Source organism: Micromonospora sp. HNM0581 (assembly GCF_012726175.1).
Lineage (GTDB): Bacteria > Actinomycetota > Actinomycetes > Mycobacteriales > Micromonosporaceae > Micromonospora.
In genome coordinates this window covers 428,555-446,028 of sequence record NZ_JAASAD010000002.1, presented here as the reverse complement: position 1 = coordinate 446,028, position 17,474 = coordinate 428,555, and the positions used below count along the sequence as shown (strand labels likewise).

At 68.9% G+C, this 17,474-nt stretch carries 19 protein-coding genes and 2 tRNA genes; 4 read left to right on the top strand and 17 right to left on the bottom strand.

The window, feature by feature from the left end; all coding sequences use genetic code 11:
- Nucleotides 1–219: 219 nt before the first annotated feature.
- The 10 genes from HCA58_RS04910 to HCA58_RS23970 form a co-directional block, all read right to left on the bottom strand.
- A complete protein-coding gene (locus HCA58_RS04910; RefSeq protein ID WP_169596532.1) occupies nucleotides 220–672 on the bottom strand; it encodes a hypothetical protein in 453 nt (150 codons plus the stop codon).
- The gene (locus HCA58_RS04905; RefSeq protein ID WP_169596531.1) at nucleotides 659–1,441 is read right to left on the bottom strand and encodes a hypothetical protein; all 783 of its coding nucleotides are present in this window, start codon (nucleotides 1,439–1,441) and stop codon (nucleotides 659–661) included. Before HCA58_RS04905 ends, HCA58_RS04910 begins: the two co-directional genes overlap by 14 nt.
- A complete protein-coding gene (locus HCA58_RS04900; protein WP_169596530.1) occupies nucleotides 1,438–3,015 on the bottom strand; it encodes a ParB/RepB/Spo0J family partition protein in 1,578 nt (525 codons plus the stop codon). The genes HCA58_RS04905 and HCA58_RS04900 overlap by 4 nt, the downstream gene beginning before the upstream one ends.
- Before the next feature lie 85 nt (nucleotides 3,016–3,100).
- A complete protein-coding gene (locus HCA58_RS04895) occupies nucleotides 3,101–4,513 on the bottom strand; it encodes a terminase family protein (protein ID WP_169596529.1) in 1,413 nt (470 codons plus the stop codon).
- Entirely contained in the window at nucleotides 4,498–4,890 is a 393-nt protein-coding gene (locus HCA58_RS04890; protein ID WP_169596528.1) for a hypothetical protein, read from the bottom strand. Before HCA58_RS04890 ends, HCA58_RS04895 begins: the two co-directional genes overlap by 16 nt.
- Nucleotides 4,887–5,036 (bottom strand): hypothetical protein, encoded by a 150-nt coding sequence (locus HCA58_RS04885; RefSeq protein WP_169596527.1) that lies wholly within the window; start codon nucleotides 5,034–5,036, stop codon nucleotides 4,887–4,889. Before HCA58_RS04885 ends, HCA58_RS04890 begins: the two co-directional genes overlap by 4 nt.
- Complete coding sequence (locus HCA58_RS04880; RefSeq protein ID WP_169596526.1) at nucleotides 5,014–5,631, bottom strand: hypothetical protein; 618 nt, start codon at nucleotides 5,629–5,631, stop codon at nucleotides 5,014–5,016. The genes HCA58_RS04885 and HCA58_RS04880 overlap by 23 nt, the downstream gene beginning before the upstream one ends.
- A 66-nt stretch (nucleotides 5,632–5,697) precedes the next feature.
- Nucleotides 5,698–5,991 carry a hypothetical protein gene (locus HCA58_RS04875; protein WP_169596525.1) on the bottom strand — a complete coding sequence of 98 codons (294 nt, stop codon included), beginning with the start codon at nucleotides 5,989–5,991 and terminating at the stop codon, nucleotides 5,698–5,700.
- An 82-nt stretch (nucleotides 5,992–6,073) separates the two neighbouring features.
- Nucleotides 6,074–7,015: a ParB N-terminal domain-containing protein gene (locus tag HCA58_RS04870; protein WP_205807530.1), complete on the bottom strand. Its 942-nt coding sequence runs from the start codon at nucleotides 7,013–7,015 to the stop codon at nucleotides 6,074–6,076.
- Nucleotides 7,012–7,422, bottom strand: coding sequence for a DUF6085 family protein (locus HCA58_RS23970; protein WP_169596524.1), 411 nt, complete (start codon nucleotides 7,420–7,422; stop codon nucleotides 7,012–7,014). The genes HCA58_RS04870 and HCA58_RS23970 overlap by 4 nt, the downstream gene beginning before the upstream one ends.
- A 293-nt stretch (nucleotides 7,423–7,715) precedes the next feature.
- Here HCA58_RS23970 and HCA58_RS04860 point away from each other — a divergent pair, with 293 nt between their 5' ends.
- Nucleotides 7,716–8,978, top strand: a complete 1,263-nt coding sequence (locus tag HCA58_RS04860; protein ID WP_169596523.1) for an IS110 family transposase — start codon at nucleotides 7,716–7,718, stop codon at nucleotides 8,976–8,978.
- Between the two features lie 11 nt (nucleotides 8,979–8,989).
- On the opposite strand, the gene HCA58_RS04855 is transcribed toward HCA58_RS04860, so the two are convergent.
- A complete protein-coding gene (locus HCA58_RS04855; protein WP_169596522.1) occupies nucleotides 8,990–10,333 on the bottom strand; it encodes a hypothetical protein in 1,344 nt (447 codons plus the stop codon).
- A 38-nt stretch (nucleotides 10,334–10,371) separates the two neighbouring features.
- Nucleotides 10,372–10,443 (bottom strand) — tRNA-Gly (locus tag HCA58_RS04850).
- Nucleotides 10,444–10,618: 175 nt separating this feature from the next.
- On the opposite strand from HCA58_RS04850, the gene HCA58_RS04845 reads away from it, so the two are divergent.
- Together HCA58_RS04845 and HCA58_RS04840 are read left to right on the top strand one after the other, a co-directional pair.
- Nucleotides 10,619–10,801 carry a helix-turn-helix domain-containing protein gene (locus tag HCA58_RS04845; protein WP_169596521.1) on the top strand — a complete coding sequence of 61 codons (183 nt, stop codon included), beginning with the start codon at nucleotides 10,619–10,621 and terminating at the stop codon, nucleotides 10,799–10,801.
- Nucleotides 10,802–11,007: 206 nt separating this feature from the next.
- Nucleotides 11,008–11,310: a hypothetical protein gene (locus HCA58_RS04840; RefSeq protein WP_169596520.1), complete on the top strand. Its 303-nt coding sequence runs from the start codon at nucleotides 11,008–11,010 to the stop codon at nucleotides 11,308–11,310.
- A 195-nt stretch (nucleotides 11,311–11,505) separates the two neighbouring features.
- Here HCA58_RS04840 and HCA58_RS04835 read toward each other — a convergent pair whose 3' ends face one another.
- The 5 genes from HCA58_RS04835 to HCA58_RS04815 form a co-directional block, all read right to left on the bottom strand.
- Nucleotides 11,506–12,381 (bottom strand): DUF2726 domain-containing protein, encoded by an 876-nt coding sequence (locus tag HCA58_RS04835; RefSeq protein WP_169596519.1) that lies wholly within the window; start codon nucleotides 12,379–12,381, stop codon nucleotides 11,506–11,508.
- Between the two features lie 54 nt (nucleotides 12,382–12,435).
- On the bottom strand, nucleotides 12,436–13,494 hold the full coding sequence (locus tag HCA58_RS04830) for a Swt1 family HEPN domain-containing protein (RefSeq protein ID WP_169596518.1): 1,059 nt from the start codon (nucleotides 13,492–13,494) through the stop codon (nucleotides 12,436–12,438).
- Between the two features lie 108 nt (nucleotides 13,495–13,602).
- Complete coding sequence (locus tag HCA58_RS04825; protein ID WP_169596517.1) at nucleotides 13,603–14,163, bottom strand: hypothetical protein; 561 nt, start codon at nucleotides 14,161–14,163, stop codon at nucleotides 13,603–13,605.
- A 95-nt stretch (nucleotides 14,164–14,258) separates the two neighbouring features.
- Entirely contained in the window at nucleotides 14,259–15,557 is a 1,299-nt protein-coding gene (locus HCA58_RS04820; protein WP_169596516.1) for a site-specific integrase, read from the bottom strand.
- A 256-nt stretch (nucleotides 15,558–15,813) separates the two neighbouring features.
- A tRNA-Leu gene (locus HCA58_RS04815) sits at nucleotides 15,814–15,897 on the bottom strand.
- 199 nt (nucleotides 15,898–16,096) lie between these two features.
- Between HCA58_RS04815 and HCA58_RS04810 the strand changes: the two genes are divergently transcribed.
- A complete protein-coding gene (locus HCA58_RS04810) occupies nucleotides 16,097–17,425 on the top strand; it encodes a tetratricopeptide repeat protein (RefSeq protein ID WP_346775865.1) in 1,329 nt (442 codons plus the stop codon).
- The last annotated feature ends 49 nt before the right edge of the window (nucleotides 17,426–17,474 follow it).

Genomic DNA, 17,474 nt, shown 5'->3' with positions numbered 1-17,474 from the left:
GGTGGCCAGATGGCCAAGGGCCGCCGACAAAAGCAGGATTCCTATGTGGTCAACCCGCGCAAGCCAGGCGAGCAGAGGTCGCGGCCGATGGGACCCGTCAGCGGTGATCTAGAGCCGCCCGGCCGACAGAACGCGATGGGGCGGGCCATGGCCTCGCCGTGGCCCGCCCCGGTTGGTCCGCACAGCGGACTAGCTCAGATCGCTGGTCCGCCAATCGGACTAGCCCGCGTGTCGTGGCCTCCCGTCGTTGCCACCGAGGTCCCCGATCACCGGCACCGCCCCGCGTCTCTCCGTCTCCTGGACCGCGCACACCATGCACAACAGCAGGAACGCGCCCGGTGCCCGCACCGCCGTCTGCTGCTGCCTCGGCCCGATCCACATGTCCGTACCGCAGTCGGCGCACCGCGTCAGCGAGTGGTCGACCGTCGGCACGTACCGAGGCACGCCAGGAACGCCCTCCAGCAGCTCGTTCATGTTCGTCGGCGGGCACGCCAGGATCATCCGCTTGTCCCGCGCCAAGCCGCCCTCGTCGCGCCGGGCGATGTTCAGCGCCGCGCCAACCTCGACGTCATCCGCGCCGAGTGCCCGCATCCGCGTCGGGTCGAGCGTGCCGTAGCGCCCCAGCAGGGCTTCCCGCGCAACCTCGAACGCGCCGCGCTTACCGTCCTCCATCGTGAACGTCCCTTCCGGGCAGCATCGTCTCGACGACCCGCCCGTCCTCGTCGATCACCAGGCCCGGGCCGGTGACGGCCCCGCCCGCGCCGCGCACCGCCGCGATCCGGTCGAACAGCTGCCGGCCGTGGCCCAGCGCCGCCGCCGACGGCACCACCACCACCTCGGCGCGTCCGTCGGCCACGTCCGCGACCACGGACCGCCAGGCACGGGAGCCGACGTGCTCGCACACCACGTCCAGGCCCTCCCGCACCGACCAGCGCAGCGCCACCTTCGCCAGCACCTCGGCAGCGGCCCGGCCGCCGCGCAGCATCCCGGTGAACACCACCGCCCGCCGCCGTTCCCACTGCCGCTGGTCGGCGTTCCAGCGGGCCTGCGCGTACAGCCGGGTCAGGTCCGGCCCCGACCCGGGCACATCCGGGGAGCACCGCGACCAGGTGCGGGCCTCCCGGTCCCACTCGACGTGCCAGTCGAACTCGCGGCACTCCCGGTGGCCCGGCCACCGGCCGGTCCAGTCAGCCTGCCCGCAGTCATGGCCCGCGCTGTCGGCGTGGGCCCGGCACCACATGCGCTTGCGGCCGGTGGCCAGACACTCGGTTACGTCGCAGTCGCCGGCGTGCGTCTCACCGATCACCGCGAGGCAGGCCGGGCAGGTGCCGCGCAGCAACTCCTCACCCACCGGCTTCTCCTTGCTGTCGGTCGGGCCGGCGCCGACGGCGCGCACCGAGCTGGTGCGCGCCGCCGGCTGACCCGAAGGGGTCACACTCACTCGCTGGCCTCGGACTCACCCGCGTTCAGGTCGGCATCCGCGCACGGGTCGGCCTCGTCGTCGTCCGGCTCGATGTCGCGCTCCGGCAGGTGCACGTCGACAACATCCGCCGCGCCGTCCTCGTCGTCCTCTTCCCCGGCCTCGCGCCGCAGGCGTTCGGCTTCCTCCTCGGCTTCCTCGCGCTGCCGTTCCTCCTCTTCGGCGATGAGCTCGGTCCGCCACGTGGCTTCGGCGTCGGACAGCTCGTAGCCGTCCGCCTCCAGGCGGGTCAGCCAGGGGGCGATCAGGTCTTGCCGTTTCACCCAGCGGCCGAGGGCAGCCTCACCGGCGTTGTACTCCTGAGCGCCGATCATGCGGGCCACGAGCAGCCGGTTGAGGCGGTCCTGTCCGGCGGTCAGGCCGTCGTCCAGCTCGCCGCCGGCCACGTCGCGGATCAGGTCCTCGGCGACGTGGTGCGCGAGGAAGCCAGGCGACACCACGGCGAGCCGCATCGCGTCGACGAGCAGCGTCTTGGCGCCCTTCGCGCTGCCGTACTTCTCGACCAGGAACTTGCGGCGCACCGTGGCGGCTTCCTTCAGCCGCTCGCGGCGCTCCTCCCTCGCCTGCTCGGCGGCCTCCTTTGCGGCGATCTCGGCGGGGCTCTTCCAGTAGCTGTGCCCGGTCCGCTTGTAGCCGTGGGCCTCCGGGTCGAGGCAGACGATGACCGCCTCGGCGGTGTCCCACCGTTTCTCGACCAGTGCGCCGTAGCCGTCGAGTGCCTTCACGGTCTCCGGGTCGATGCTCTCGCCGTCTGCGGTGGCGAGTTGGTCGAGCCGCGCCATCTGGCAGTTGTACGGCCACCCGTCCTTGGGCTTCTTCACGATGGCGACGCCGGCTGCTTCGAGTTCGGCTCTGAGCGCCGCGACGGCTTCCTTGACCGTCCGCTTGCGGCGTTCCTCGCCGACCTTGTGCTTGATGCCCCAGCTGCTGTCGACGTCCTTGAGGATCTTCTCCAGCGTCTGCGGGTCGTCCTCGAACTCCTGCAGCTCGGCCACGTCGTCGAGGGTCAGACGGCCGGCGTCGGCGGCCGCGGTGACTTTCTCGCCGAGGCCGACGAGCCGCAGCGAGTCGTGGACGTGCTTGTAGCTGCGTCCGGTGCGCTTGGCGATCTGGCTCGGGTCGAGGCCGAACAGCTCCAGCTGCGCGTACGCGACGGCCCGTTCGGTGGGCGTGAGGTCGGCGCGCTGGTCGTTCTCGATCAGCATGGACACGACCTGGTCGGCGGGCACGCCGGCCAGGTCGGGGCGCACGAGGCACGGCACGGTCGGCGGCAGGCCGTCGGGCCATTCCCCGGCGGCGAGCGCCTCGGCGGCGGCCTTGGCGCGTCGGTGACCGGCGACGATCAGGTGACCGTCGCCGTCGGGGACGACGAGGAGGGCCTGGAGGACGCCGCTGGCGGCGATGGAGGCGCGCAGTTCGGTCAGGCCGCTGTCCTGGGTGCGGACGTTGCGCGGGTTGGCCAGCAGGTCGCGCGGGTCGAGGTCCGCGAGGTACGGCGCTTTCGTCTTGGTGCGCCGCTTGGTGGCTGCTGTCACTGGTAGTCCTTCCTACTCCACGTGAGCTACGTACGGCCCGTGCCGTACATAATCATTGTATCATTTATGATCTTGCACCGTCCAATCAGGAACCTCCCTGACCAGGCACTTTGCGCCGCAACGGCGACGCCACCACCGCCCTGCGGGACTCCTTCGACCGCAGGTACGTCACCCCGTGCACCAGAGCGTCCAGCCGGTCCGGAGAGTCCCCCGACTCCGGCGTCCACGTCGTCAGCTGGTCCTCCAGCGCCGGGAACGTGCCGGCGTGATGCACCCGAGGCGGGTCCACCTCGTACCGGGCCGCGACCGGCTCGGCGCGCACCCGCTTGCTGGCTCGGGCCTGCACCACGTCCAGCGGCGGGTCACCCCCAGCGATCAGGCCCTCGTTCTGCATCGCCACCCAGGCGTCAACGAGGATGTCCCGCAGCCACGCCGACGAGCCCTCGTACACCACCACGTCCGCGTCGACGTCCAGGTAGCACTGCCAGATCCGGCGCGCCGCCGCCATGCCGGCGATCTTCATGCTCCGGTCGGCCAACACGTAGTGGTCGCCGTCCTCGCCCCGGCCGACCGCGACGATGCCCGTCTCGTCGCTCGTCTCCGACACCGTGTCCGCCGGGTCGACGCTGACGACCGTACGGACCAGCGGCGGCACGTCGTCCTTGTCGACACGGCCGGCCTCGATCCACGCCGACTTCCACAGTGCGCCGTCGACGTCGGACAGCAGTTCGGCGTCCAACTCCTGCCGGCCCAGCCGCGTGCCGCCGTACTGCTCCAGCAGCTCCTCCAGCGCCTCCGGCGACAGGTTCGCGGCGTTGTCAAGCGTCTTGCCGCGCGTGATGACCACCCGGGGGCGGCGGCTGCGCAGCAGCTGCTTCTTCGCCCGAGTCAGCAGCTTCTTGACGTGCGGCAGCGGCTTCGGCGTCGTCGAGATCACCATGCGCGGGTCGGGCGCCTCACGCATGCAGAACCACAGCATGTCGAACACGCCCTGCGCCGTCTGCACCGGCCAGGCCGCGTACTCGTCGAGCCAGCAGCCGTCGAAGTCGTAGCCGCGCAGCGTGTCCGGGTCCTGCGCGCCGAACCCACGGATGATCGCACCGTTCGTGAGCTCCAGGTACGGCTCGCTCTTGTTGAACGTCCGCACCTGCTTCGGCGGGATCACCGCCAGCAGCCCGGCCCGCCGGGCGGTGAAGCACACGTTGTACACCTCGCGGTGCGTCTTCGCGATCACCGCGTAGTGCCCGCCCGGCCGTGCGCCGGCCCAGCCGCGGACCGTCTCCGCGCCCGTCCTGGTCTTACCGAAACCACGACCAGCCAGCAGTATCCAGATCCGGTAGTACGCCGGCTCCACCTGCTCGGGCCGGGCGTGCCGCCGCCAGTCGTAGCGGGCCATGCCCTGTACCTCGGACACCTCGCGCAGGTACGCGGCCAGCTCGGCGTCGGTCATCATCGCCGGGTCCGGGTACGACAGCAGCATCCTCAGCGCCCCTGCCACAGGGCGGCTTCCTGCTGTCGCAGGTCCGACGACGAGCACCAGCCCAGCAGCACCAGCGCCGCCAGCATCGGCGCCGGGCAGACGAGCCCGGCCGGGCCGATCCACCGCAGCGCCGCCCAGCTGGCGAGGCCGGTGAGCCCGGTCCAGCCGGCGAGGAGCAGCCGCCACGCCCACACCCGCCGCCGGAACGCGCGTCGCGGGGCCGGCGGCAGCGTCACCACCCGGGCGCGGCCGACCGCCCGGCCCTGGACGTTCCACGCCGCCCACGTCTGCGGGCCGACCCCGTCGACCGGGCCACCGGGCCGGTACGCGGGCCGGGTGGCTGCCGGCCGGCGGTGGCCGGTCAGCAGCCGCACCGAGCGGGGGCCACGGCTCACCGCGCCACCGTCAGCACCACCACGGCGGCCACGTTCGCCGCGCCGAGCGTCAGCACTCCGAACGCCGCCGACCAGGCCGCCCACCGGGGCACCCGCACGTCGACCACGATCCGCGCGTCCTCGCTACTCCTCCGTCGACGCTCCACCCGCACCCTCCTCGTGCTCGTCGTGGTCGCCGGCCGGGTCGTCGGGGCCGGCGGTCGGGTTGGCCTGGCCGGCGCGGGCCGCCGCCTCGGCCATCAGCGCCCGGAAGAAGTCGGCACGCTGCTCTTCGCTCATCTGCTCGACCTCGGCGCGGATCGGGCCGCCGTCCGGGCCGGTGTGCGCCGTCGTCGAGTCCGGCAGGCCGAGGGCCAGCCGCTCGACGCGGGTCGCCACCTCCAGCCACCGGGCGATGTCGCCGGGGCTCAACTTCGACGCATCGAGGGACTGCAACCGGGCCACGATCTTGGCTTGCAGCGCGCTGGAGATCCGGGCGTGCCGCTTCGCCATGTCGCGGCGCTGCTCGGCCAGGCCCTCGACGTACAGCCGGTCCTCTTCGCGGTCCCACGCCTGCGCCCGCTGCACCCACTTCCACGCGGTGGCCAGCTTGTGGAGGTAATCCCGGCTCTTGTTGACCTCGGTGGCGACCTTCGCGACGGTGCGGGTGCGGCCGAGGTCCCGGTACAGCACGAAGTAGCCGTACGCCTTCTCGGGCTCGCGTTGCTGCCGGTCCCAGGGCAGGTTCTCCGGCTCGCTCAAGGTCACCTCCTTGTGGTGCTCGGGGGGTGGCCCGGCCGGCGGGGAAGTGCCGGCCGGGCCACCCGATCAGTGGCCTGGCCGGCGGCCGTTGACCATCGGCGGGCGGGCGATCGCCGCGTTGCCGTACAGGAGGGCGTCGTCCAGGGCGGTGAGGACCATCGACGTTTCGCGGCAGGACGGGAGGCTGCGCATCGCCTCGGCCATGGTCACCTTGATGGCGGCACGCCAGCGGCCGTGCGCTTCGGCGGTGGCGAGGTCCTTCGGCGGGTGGTGGTCGCAGCGCCGGTCCAGTTCGTACCGCTGCCGCTCGTCTAGGCCGGCGTACGGGTCGTCGTCGTGGCTGGTCGTGTCGGGTGCCATGTGTGTCCTCTCGGGTGGGCGGCCACAGTGCTCGATTGTGGCCGGATGGCTGCGGGCCGGCCGGCCCGAGGGCTTCCTGCGGTCAGCCGGCGAGGTAGTCGGCGGCCAGCAGTTCCAGGGCGCGCCACCGCTGGTCGGCGGGGATCTCGCCGGCCGCGACGAGCTTGTTGACGGCGCGGGTCAGCACGGCGGCGGCGTCGGCGGGCATGGAGCGTGTCTCCAGCACCGTCTCGATGGGGACGAGCCGGCTTGCCGGTCCGATGGTTTCCTCGGTGTCGGGGTCGAACCACACGCCGTCGCGCAGCTCGCCGAGGTGCCGCTCGAACACCTCCAGGATCAGGCCGAGGGCGGTGGCCACGTTGCCGACGTTGTGGGCGCCGTGGGCCGTCGCGAGGGCGTCCAGGGTGGTTTCGTAGTCGCCGTACCCGGCGAGCCAGCGGGCATCGGCTTGGACGAGCTTGCGGGCCTCGTCGAGGGAGGTGCGGGCGGCTTCCAGCTCGTGCGGCAGGAACACCAGCTGGACGGTGGCGAAGTCCAGCGCCGCCTCGCTGAGTCCTTCGAGGTTGACCTGGGCGAGCAGGTCGAGCTGCTTGTCGTCCAGGCCCGAGTAGGCCCGCCAGTCCACGTCGTCCAACTCCTCGTACAGCTGTTTCAACGTGGCCGGGTCGTCTTCGCCCTCGATGGCGTTGTGGGACAGCTGCAACGCGACCTGCCGGGCGCGGGTCAGCGGCTGGTCGACCACGATGACGTCGACCAGCTCCAGGCCGACGTCGCGGGCCGCCATGATCCGGTGGTTGCCGGACAGCACCACCATCCGCCCGCCGGCCTGGTCGTTCCACACCAGCGGCGTGCTGGTCAGCGCGCCGTCGCGGCGGACGTTGGCGACCAGGCGGTCGTACGTCTCCTTCCGCATGTACCGGGCGTTGACCTCCAGCAGGGTGAGGGCGGCCGGGTCGACGCGGGCGGGCCGCAGGTTCAGCGGGCCGTCGTCGGCCGCCTCCGGCTGCTCGTCGACGCCGCTCACCGGGCCGCTCCGATCACGAACCGGCCGCCGTCGGTGCCGCACTCGAAGACCCCCAACGTGGCGGGTGGCTCGGTGAGGGCGAGGGTGGCCGCCTGGTTCACCTCGCAGGTGAACAGCGTCGGCCGGCACGACAGCGGGTGCTGGAGGGTCCAGCCGTCCTCCCGCAGCTGGACCAGGTGGGTTGTCTCCTCGTCAACGGGCATCAGCCGGCCGACGGCGGCGAGGGCCGCCAGGACGGCGGTCATGTCGGCCCGGTAGGGCCCGTCGCTGACCATCCGCTCGGCGTACTCATCGGCGCGGGTGGTGTCGGCCGGATACGACCGCAGGTAGGCCGCCCGGGCGGCTGCCCGCACCGCCAGGTCGACGTCGGCGGCGGCCACCTGGCCGCTGCGGTGGTCGTTGCTCACTGGTCCACCATCCTCAGGTCGGCGTTCTCCGATAGGGCGCTGATGCACCCCGGGTGCCGCCAGGCCACTGCCCTGCTCGCTTGACGTGAACGACGTCCACGATGAGATCCGCAGGGTCTGGTGGTTGCCCGGGACGTGTGGACCGTCGATAGGGCTGAGCGCCAACGCCGTGACTGGCCGCGAGCGCCGATCAGTGAGCGAACCGGCAGACACGTCCCGGCACCAAGGTCACCCGAACCATCAACTGAAGATGAGGGTGCCTCCCCACTGGGACTAGCAGCGAGGAGGCTGACATGAAGTCTGCCAGCAACACCGCGAACAGCACACTGCTGCCCGAGTACGCCCCTAACGATGTCACCGCCGGGATCGACTGGGCTCGTGATGACCACGCCGCGTGCATCGTCGACGGCCGTGGCCGCAAGGTCGCAACCACGATGGTCGAACACACCAGCAGCGGCTTGCGCGACCTGGTGGCGGTCCTGGGCCGTCACGGAGTCTGTGAGGTCGCTATCGAACGCCCCGACGGCCCCGTCGTCGAGACCCTGCTCGCAGCGGGGATCACCGTCGTGGTGATCTCCCCGAACCAGGTCAAGAACCTGCGCAGCCGCTACGGCTCGGCCGGCAACAAGGACGACAGGTTCGACGCCTACGTTCTGGCCGACACCCTGCGCACCGACCGAGCCCGCTTGCGGCCCCTGGTCCCCGACACCGAGGCGACCGTCGCGTTGCGCCGGACCTGCCGCGCCCGCAAAGACCTCGTGGCCCACCGTGTCGCGGTCGCGAACCAACTTCGGGCGCACCTGCGCAACGTCCTGCCGTGCGTGGTCGGCCTGTTCGCCGCGATCGACTCCCCGATCGCCCTGACCTTCCTGACCAGGTTCGACACCCAGGACAAAATCGACCGGCTCACCGTCAAACGCCTGGCCGACTGGCTGGCCAAACAGGGCTACTCCGGCAAGGTCGACCCCGCGATCCTGCACCAGCGCATCCTCGACGCGCCACGCGGCGCCACCGGCGCCCATGGCACCAGCCAGACCCCGATCACCGCCGGCTACGTCGCACTGCTGCGCACCCTGCTGGCCCAGATCAAAGAACTCAGCACCCAAATCAACACCCAACTGGACGCCCACGTCGACGCGCACATCTTCACCAGCCTGCCCAGATCCGGCCGAGTCCGAGCCGCACGCCTGCTCGCCGAAATCGGCGACTGCCGAGCGAAGTTCCCCACACCAGAATCGCTGACCTGCCTGGCCGGCGCCGCCCCATCGACCCGTCAGTCCGGCCGCCTGCGCACCGTCGGATTCCGTTGGGCCTGCGACAAACAACTGCGCGACGCCGTGGTCGACTTCGCCGGCGACTCCCGCCGAGCCAACCCCTGGGCCGCCGACCTCTACAACCGCGCCAAAGCCCGCGGACACGACCACGCCCACGCCGTCCGCATCCTCGCCCGAGCCTGGCTCCACATCATCTGGCACTGCTGGCAAGACGGCACTGCCTACGACCCCGAAGCCCACCGCGCACTCCAACGCGTCCTCACCCAAAACCGGGCGGCTTGACATAGGGCTCCTCATCGCATGTCCTTCCCGTGGCGGCGCTTCCACTCCGCCAGCGCCTCTCGCAGCGTCCAGACACCCAGCGGGCCGCCGTACTGGAGCTGGTACCGGTGGATGCCGTCGGCGGCCGGCTCGCTGCGTTTCTGCAACTTCACGCCGGGGATGCCCCGGCCGTACTTCGCCGAGTTCGGCCGGTCCGTGAACGCCGTGGTCGACCACGAGGTGAGCCGCTTCGACAGCGACCGCTGCAACAGCAGCTGCGCTTCGCGGCTGGCGGCCGCCATCACGATCAGCTTCGCCAGCCGCCGGTACCGGCTCCATGACACCGGGAAGTCCGACATCAGGTAGGCGCATGCCGGGTCGAACTTCGGCGGCAGGTACGCGAACGCACCGATCAGCTTGCCGTCGACGCTGACGCCACAGGCGAGCAGCGGCGACCCGGGCAGGATCGTCTTACTCATGAACTGCGACCGGATGGCGGCGAACTGGCCGCCGGTCAGAACGTGGATGGCCATGCGGTCGCCGAGCTGCTCGGCGGGGCCGATCTTCGGCGCGAGGATCGGCGCGACGTCCTGGGCGGGGGCGACGACCCGCCGGGCTCCCGACGAGGCGTACACGTAGATCGGCATGCCGCGGTTGGAGGTCTGCACGACGCCGCGCAGCCACGGCCGCAGCTCGTCTCGCGGGATGTGCAGGCCGAGGATCCAGTGGGGGCGGTCGAGGACCGCGCCGATGATCTGCTCCTTGCCATCCTCGTCGAGCATCGGGTAGTCCGGCGCCGGCCAGTCGAAGAACTCGTCGATGCCGGCGAACTGCGCCTCGTAGTCGCCCGCGTAGAACGGCGGGAACATCGCCACCGGCGCGCCGGCCGGCACCACCGTCTCCAGGTACTCGCGCACGTCGCCGCAGTAGTAGGAGGCGAGGCGCAGCGTCAGCGCGTTCAGCTTCGCCACCGTCTTGGCGTGCATCGTCGGGAACTGGCCGACCGTGGCGCGGACCATCCGCTCGTAGTAGACGCCGCGTCGGCCGACGTACTGGAGGAACCGGGTGCCGAGCATCAGCGACGCCAGCGTGTCCGTCGGGGTCGTCAGGTACGGCTCCAGCCAGCCGAGCACGTCGCGGTGCTCGTCCTTGAGCCGGTAGTCCAGGGGCCGGCCGGCGAGCCACCAGCCGAGGGCGCTCGAGTACGACTGGACGTCGTTGCCGTGGATGGCCCGCCGCTCGCCGGGTCTGCTGTGGAGCGTCCGCTCGATCGTAAAGTTGCCGCTACACCCGACGTACAGGTCGGTGTCGGGCCACGACTCGGCGTGCTCGTAGATGATCGAACGCAGGTCGGCCGGGATGCTGCCGTGGAACACGCGCCTCTCACCACCTTCCCCTGTGGCCGGGCGTCGAGAGCGCCGGCCAGGACTCGAACCTGGGCCTCCGCCCCGGTAGGGCGGCGTGCCACCAACAGCACTTCCAGCGCGCTGCGCATGCCATGCACGCGCAATGCTCGATAGTAGCCGTGCACCCGGCCGGTAGGCGAGCGGGCGACACAGTACCGCTCGCTTCGTGGCTCGGCGTAGTCCACGGTAGACCCAACCGGCCGCAATGGCATATTGTGACCCCGCGAAGGGCGACGAGATCGGGAGGGCAGGCAGGTGAGCCAGGACTACACCTACGCGGAAGCCGCGGCGAAGCTCCGCATCGCGGAGACGACTCTGCGGCGCTGGGTGTCGAAGGGCCGCGTGCCGTGCCAGCGCCTCGGCCGCCTGGTGCGCTTCACCGACGAGGACCTGGCCGCCGCGTACAAGAGCTGCCCGGCGCTAGCGGGGCGCCGCTGACGTGAGGGTCCCAGGCACGTCGCGCACCGCTACTGCCGGTCGGACACCGACACCTGGACAAAGCGCTCTGCCGCACAGCTCCTAAGGCATCCTAGGCAGATCTGCTACCACGCCCAAACTGTCGGCTAAGCGACATGGATGAAGCCTGTCCATTCAAGCCACGCCTGCTCCACACTCGCCATTTGGGCCTGGTGTTGGGAGTACGGATGGTCAACTGGGTGACCCGCGGTGATGTCGTCGAGGCGTCGAAAAGTGGGGCCAACTTCATCGCCATCGCCTTCATGGTCGTCGTTGGGCTCTTCGCTGGGGCCTGGTGGTGGGCGACAGGACGGCCGCTGCTTATCGAGCCACGGATGCACCCAGCACTCCGGCTACTGCTGCGAGGTGGCCTGTTCGTGGGCGCGTTCGTCTTGGCCTACGCCGAACATCCGTGGGGCTTGGTGGGTACGGCAGGCGTTTTCGTCATGGCCGGCGCTGGCTGGTGGCTGATGGCCACAGACGAGTCGTAGCCGTACGGCACTTTGCCCATCAGGATCGGCCGTCACTAGCGCGCCGAAGAGCAGATCGAGCCCATTGCATCCTCGACGGTGCACCGGCCGTTCCGCGGCGGAGAGAAAACGGCATCATTTAGCTACGGAATGTCCCTTAGATATGACGGGGCCGCAGGGGATCTAACGTCGCAGACCTACGGCCGATGCCGAGGGTCATCTGAACGAGATGTGGGAGAATAAGGCAGCCTCGGCCTCAGACAATCGGCCAGGATCTGTCTTCGCCGCGTCGAACGCCTCACAGATTTGGCGCCACCTGACAAGAACAGGGGCATCCACCTTCAACTCATGCAGATGCTTGCCGATAGCAGCAGCCGCCAGGTCTTCGGCCAGTTCACGAGACCCTATTCCACAGTAGAACTGGTATTGTCGGAGTTGCACCTGCTCGAAACAGAAAAAGTCGCCCCGAACCCGTATCCAGGCCCACCCCTCAACCCATCCGTCCTGCCGCTGGAAGCAAATTCCTTTAATCACAGGCGAGTGAATCAAACCCCCTTTCCACATCTCTTCGGCCTCCACCCGGGCCGTCGCGCCGAGGTCGTTCACGAAGCCGCCTCGACCGTTCGGCAACCTGCCGAAAATACTTCGGTAATCGAACGGCTCGTCGAGTGGTAGAGCCCCTACTTCTTGTTGCGCCGAGACTTCGTTCATGAAATCTCGGGCATCAATCAGGTATTCGATGATCTTGCGGCCATGGGCGCCCTGACGTAGAGCTGTGGACTCTATGCGCAGCAGCTCAAGGCCAGCAGCCCTGCAGATGGCGTCCTTCATGCCGTCACGCCTACGTGCATCGGGCGTACGGTGGGTGGGATCGTCAAGCTCCACCGCAAAGTCGGGCATGCGCGTTGCGAGGTCACACACGATGAAGTCGAGTTGAGCCCGAGTCGCGTAGCTCCACTCCTGATCAGAGATGCCGCTGGGACGCTTACCGATAATCTGACTCAGCTTCTGATTAGGCCATACAGCCCGACCTCTGCGCTCGAATAGGGCCTGAAGTTGAGCCAGCGCGTCGTGCTCCGACAACGAGACCACCGGTCGAAGGTACTTGTGCTCACTGCCGCTTCGGGTCACCACTTACCCCTACCGCTAGCCACCGAAGATGCTGACGGGCACCGTCGAGTCATCCAGGAGAGACCAAATCGTGCATACTTGAACACGCGGATCCACGTCCCGCCGCATTCGAGCAACCATCCGGTCATACTCAGTTGTGTCACGAAACGGGCGGCTGGCGGAAAGCACGGCGTGAATACACAGATTGATGTCGTCACAGATTCTGGCCGGGTCGTTGACGGCAGGAAATGAGAAGCTGACGTGCGCCGGACTGTTCTGGGAGACATATACGACGCGATCGGGCAACCTCTCGCCACGAACATATGAGTCGTTCCACACTTGGTCTGGAAGGACTCCCCTTTCGTTCATGTAAAGGTCGACGTGCCACAAGTAACCGGGAGTGCCCGTCACCAAATCGCCAGTAGGTAAGTCGTCCGCCCAAGGCCGTCGACTGTATGAGATGCGCGTCTGGACGTCGTACTTCCGCTCGGCGTGCTCCATGATGTAGCTCTTTGGGTGTTTGCCGCGAAGCCAGCCATCGACAACTGGATCCATCCAGGTTACTGCGGGATCATGGAGCTTGTTGTAGCTGGCAACGGCCTGGAACGCACCCCTCTCCAGGTCACGCAGCATCTGTTCGATCCGCGATAGGTCGTCGGCATGCGGCCGCCGGCAGTGTGCCATCCGGTGTCGAACCTGCTTGAGCTCGCGAACGCGCCCCTTCCAGATTTCCCGGTCAATGAGGGAAGGGCCGAAGAGTTGCCAATCATCGTCGAGCATCTGCAGCAACGGCGTTACGTCGAGGTGTGCGAGCACCAGGTTTGTGTCGGTGCTTGGCATGTGCGCGTACCGCAGCTCAGCGTCGGCCCTGCTCGCGGCCCTACCGATGACGTCTGTCCACTCCGCCCCATAGGCTGCGCGTAGCTCGACGTAGCAGAGAGATCGTAGCCAGGTTTCCAGTTGCCACCACCGGCCGTGGACGGCACTAGCCAGGCCGGGAACATCTCGCTCCCACGCCTTCAACAGCGCAATCCGGACTGTGGACGGAAGGCCGTCCCAGCCGCCGGGAATCTCGTCGGGCTCCGCGTCGGACATGCTGCATACGGTATGCCTAAAGACCCTCGTCCTGTAGTCCCGGGCGTCTTGGCGGCGGGATCAGTCGAGACACGCGTTGCTATCTGACTGCTCTCGGTGTCGTGACTCCTACGAAGGGCCAACCGGAAATCCGAGCTTTCGCGCGACGTCGGCCAGCGACGAGGCAACCTCCTCGGAGTCATCATCGTCGCCTCGAACCGTCATGCCCTTACCCTCGCGGATCTGCCGGTCTTCCAGCTCTCGGACCACTCTGTAAACCTGGGCATACACGAACTCGTACCGGCCCAGATAGGGCTCTAGGTCCGTGTACCGCAGGCCGGTGAGGAAGAATCGGTGCACGATCGCGTTTCGGTGCTCGTACAGCTCAACAACCTCCGCCTTCAACTTGGCGTCGATCAGCCCTCGCCGCAAAGCCTCGTCGTAGATCGCCTTCTCGGTGAAACGGGCTCCCCCCGGCACCTGCTGCACGTACTTGTCGAGGTCGTCGCTCTGCCCCGCAAGTTGCTTGTCGAGGATGATCGCCGTACGCAGAAACCCGTCGATCAGCGAGACATACAGGACCATCCCCTCGATAAGGCTTCCGTTCTCGTGCGCTTGCTGAAGCAGGTGACGTGCAGCACCGAACGCGGCAATGAAGTCGGCCATGGGGTGCTTCGGGGAGCCGGTCATCCAGTCAGCGTAAAGGCCGGCGAGTAGCGGAGCGGGTGACGAACGGTCGCTCGCCGCCCGCTCCGAGCCAAGTGACCTCCGACTTGTTCCCCCACCTACGGGCGTGCACCCGTGGGTCGCACCTGGCGGGTCGCTCGGTGAACCCGGCCCCGGATCTCGGCGGCGCGCATAACTCCGGCGGCGCGCTGCTGCTCGCCGGCCTGGATGCCGGCCTCCAGGAAGCCTCCGACGATCCGCCGGACCGGCTCGTGGTGCGCCGTCGTGTGGTGCACATACACGTCCATCGTGGTGGACACCTGGGCGTGCCCGGCGACGCCCTTGAGGCCCGGCAGGTCCAGGCCCTCGGTCGCGAGGAGCGTCAGCAGCGAGTGCCGCAGCCCGTGCATCGTCATGTGCCCGCGCAGCCCGCGCGACTCGGCCAAGTGCCGGATCTTCACCCACCGCCAGTCGTAGAAGTCCTCGTACCGCCAGTGGTTCCCCCGGGGCGCCCAGAACAGGAACTTGCCGGCTTTCTCGACGCGCTGGTTGACGACGTGCATCACCAGCGGATGCAGGGGCACCTGCCGGTAGCCGTTCTTCGTCTTCGGTTTCGGCTCGACCACCCAGCGCCGTTCGACCTTGCGGAGGACCTGCCGGATCTCGATGGTGCCGAGGTGCTTGCGGACGGCTTCGGGCGGGAGGGCGGCCACCTCACCCCAGCGCAGTCCGCCGGCCAGCTTCGTCAGGAGCAGGTCGGCGGCCTCCGGGTCCACCTCGTACGCCGCGGTGAGCAGGATCGACGCCTGCTCGGGCGTCTCCAGGAAGTCCCGCTCGAAGCGGGGGCCTTCGGGCAGGGCCAGCCCTTCCAGCGGGTTGTACGTCCGCAGCGGCGGCTCCTCGTCCTCGCCGGGCAGGCACGAGGCGCGGAAAATCGGGAACAGCGACTCGCCTCGAATGTTGGCGATCGTCTTGCGGGACAGGCCCGAGGCCATCATCTGGGTCTGCCACTCGCGCATCATCCGCCGGGTGATGCTGGCGATCGGCACGTCGCCCAGCGTAGGGAAGACGTGCTTCTCCAGTCGCTCCAGGTACTTCCGCTTCGTCTCGGCGCTCGGCTTCGTCAGGGTGTCCAGCCACGTCAGGGCGTACTGCCGGAACGTCATCGCTGTCGGCTCGTCGACGGGCGCCGCAGGCGGGGCGGGCGCCAGGTGCCCGAAGCCGTGCTCGACCAGCTGCTCCGGCGACGGCCGGTGGTTGCCGTTGGCGTCGACGAGCGCCTTGAAGCGCTTCGCGTCGGCCTGGTAGTCGAACGTCTCGCCGTCCCACTCGCCGTCGCGGCGGCCGCCGTTGCGCCACTTCACCCGCCACCGGGCGTTCTTGCCGTCTTTCGTTGTCCTCTTCTCGATCGTCGCCACCGTTCCTCCACGTGAGCGGGCGGCCTCGACCCGGTGTCGCGGGCTCTGCCGCCGACCGCGCTTGTATGCGCAGCAATGGGACCGTAACCGCGTTGGTGCGCTGAGGCAAGATCGCGCCGCCCGCTGCTGCGGACGGCTCGACTCGTAGCCGGTGATCCCACGGTGATCCCACGGCGGCAACAGCCCGAGAAACGATCAAGGCCGCTGACCTGTGTTCTGCCAGGTCAACGGCCTTCTACCGTGGGTTCCAAGATTGTGTCCGAGGGGGGACTTGAACCCCCACGCCCTATACGGGCACTAGCACCTCAAGCTAGCGCGTCTGCCATTCCGCCACCCGGACCTACTTCGCCAGCCTACCGTGTCAGCCTCGGTGACTTACAAACCCGTGGGCCGCCCGGTGGGCTGCACGGGGAGTTACTGTACACGCCGAAGTTGGATCATGCACATCGGTACCAGGGCCTCGTCCGGCCGTGCTCATGGCTCTCGGCGTGTGTGCGCCGGGTGGCGTGGTGGTGCCGGTACCCGGCAGCATGGGTTTCGTGCTCCATGCTTCTTCCCTGGCCGTCGCGCAGCAACGGGCGCTCGCGTTGCATGGTGCGGGTGATCTCGTCGCCGCCCGAGAGTTGCTGATGAATGCGGTCGAGTTCGCTCGACCTCCGTTGAGTGCAGATCATCCGGATGCGCTCGGTGCTGCTCATTTGCTGGCCAGGCTGCACCGGGAGGCGGATGATCCGAGCGCGGCGAGGCGGGTGTTGGAGGGGGCGATCACCGCCGGGGAACGCAGTCGGCCGTCTGGCGATCCGCTGATGCTGGCGTTGGCCTTCGAATTGGGGTCTGTCGCGGACGAACTGGGCAATCGCCATGAGGCACGCCGTAATTTCGCGCGGGTGGCCGCTGTCGGCCCCGCCGTGCTCGGCGCCGACCATCCGGCGGTACGAACCGCACGCCAGTATCTCGGCGACGCCGCGCACGCACGTCAGCTTCCCGTCCTTGACACGCTCCGTTCAGGCTTGGCGGGCCAGCGGAACCGGGGCGCCTTGGACGATCCGACGGGTTCCCTGGTGACACCGTCCACGCTTGCCGACGCGTCTACGGAGGCGTCAGGTTCGCCCTCCACGCGGAACGCTGGTGAGCTGGTATCCGGCGGTCCTGGAGCGGCTACCGTTTTTGGGACGCGTGACTCATCTGCGGGGTCGGCCGGGTCGGAGCCTGCACTACCGTTGTCGTCACCGGCACGGGCCGCCTCTCATGATCATTTGGATCGCCCGGAAGTGCCACCGGTCGACCGGGCCCGTTCGGCTGCGGCACCGACGGCGTCGGGGATCCCGCCGGTTGCGGCTGCTGCCGTACCCGGGCTGCCGGCTGCGGCGCCTCACCGGGGGCGGCCCGGTCTTCCGCTGTCGTCAGACGCCCCTCCGGATCAGGGACCGTCAAGGTCACCGACGGCTGACCCGGCGCCGAATCGTCACCGGGTGGCGCTCGTGGTGGCGGTGGTGGCGGTCCTGGTGGCGTTGGCCTCGATGGCTGGCGTCGGTCTGTTGCTCTTGGACCGACAGGCTGCACCTCCGGCGCAGCCGTCACCGCCGACGCAGGGTCGCGACGTCCGGCCACCTGGTGATCTGACGATGCGCGATGACACAACAACGATCACGTTGACCTGGGCGGATCCGTCGGACGGGCTGGTGCCGTTCCTGGTGGCCGGTGGACGCACCGGCCAGACGCTGGGCGTGATGGCCACGGTGGACGCAGGCCAGACCAGCTACACGGTCAACGGACTGAGCCCCCGGGTGAACTATTGTTTCGCGGTGCTCGCCGTCCACGACACCGACCAGTTCGCGGCCTCCGACCAGGTGTGCACGTCACGGTAGGCGGCACGGAGCGTCCAACCGGTGCTGCGGCCGGTCCCTGCCGAACAGT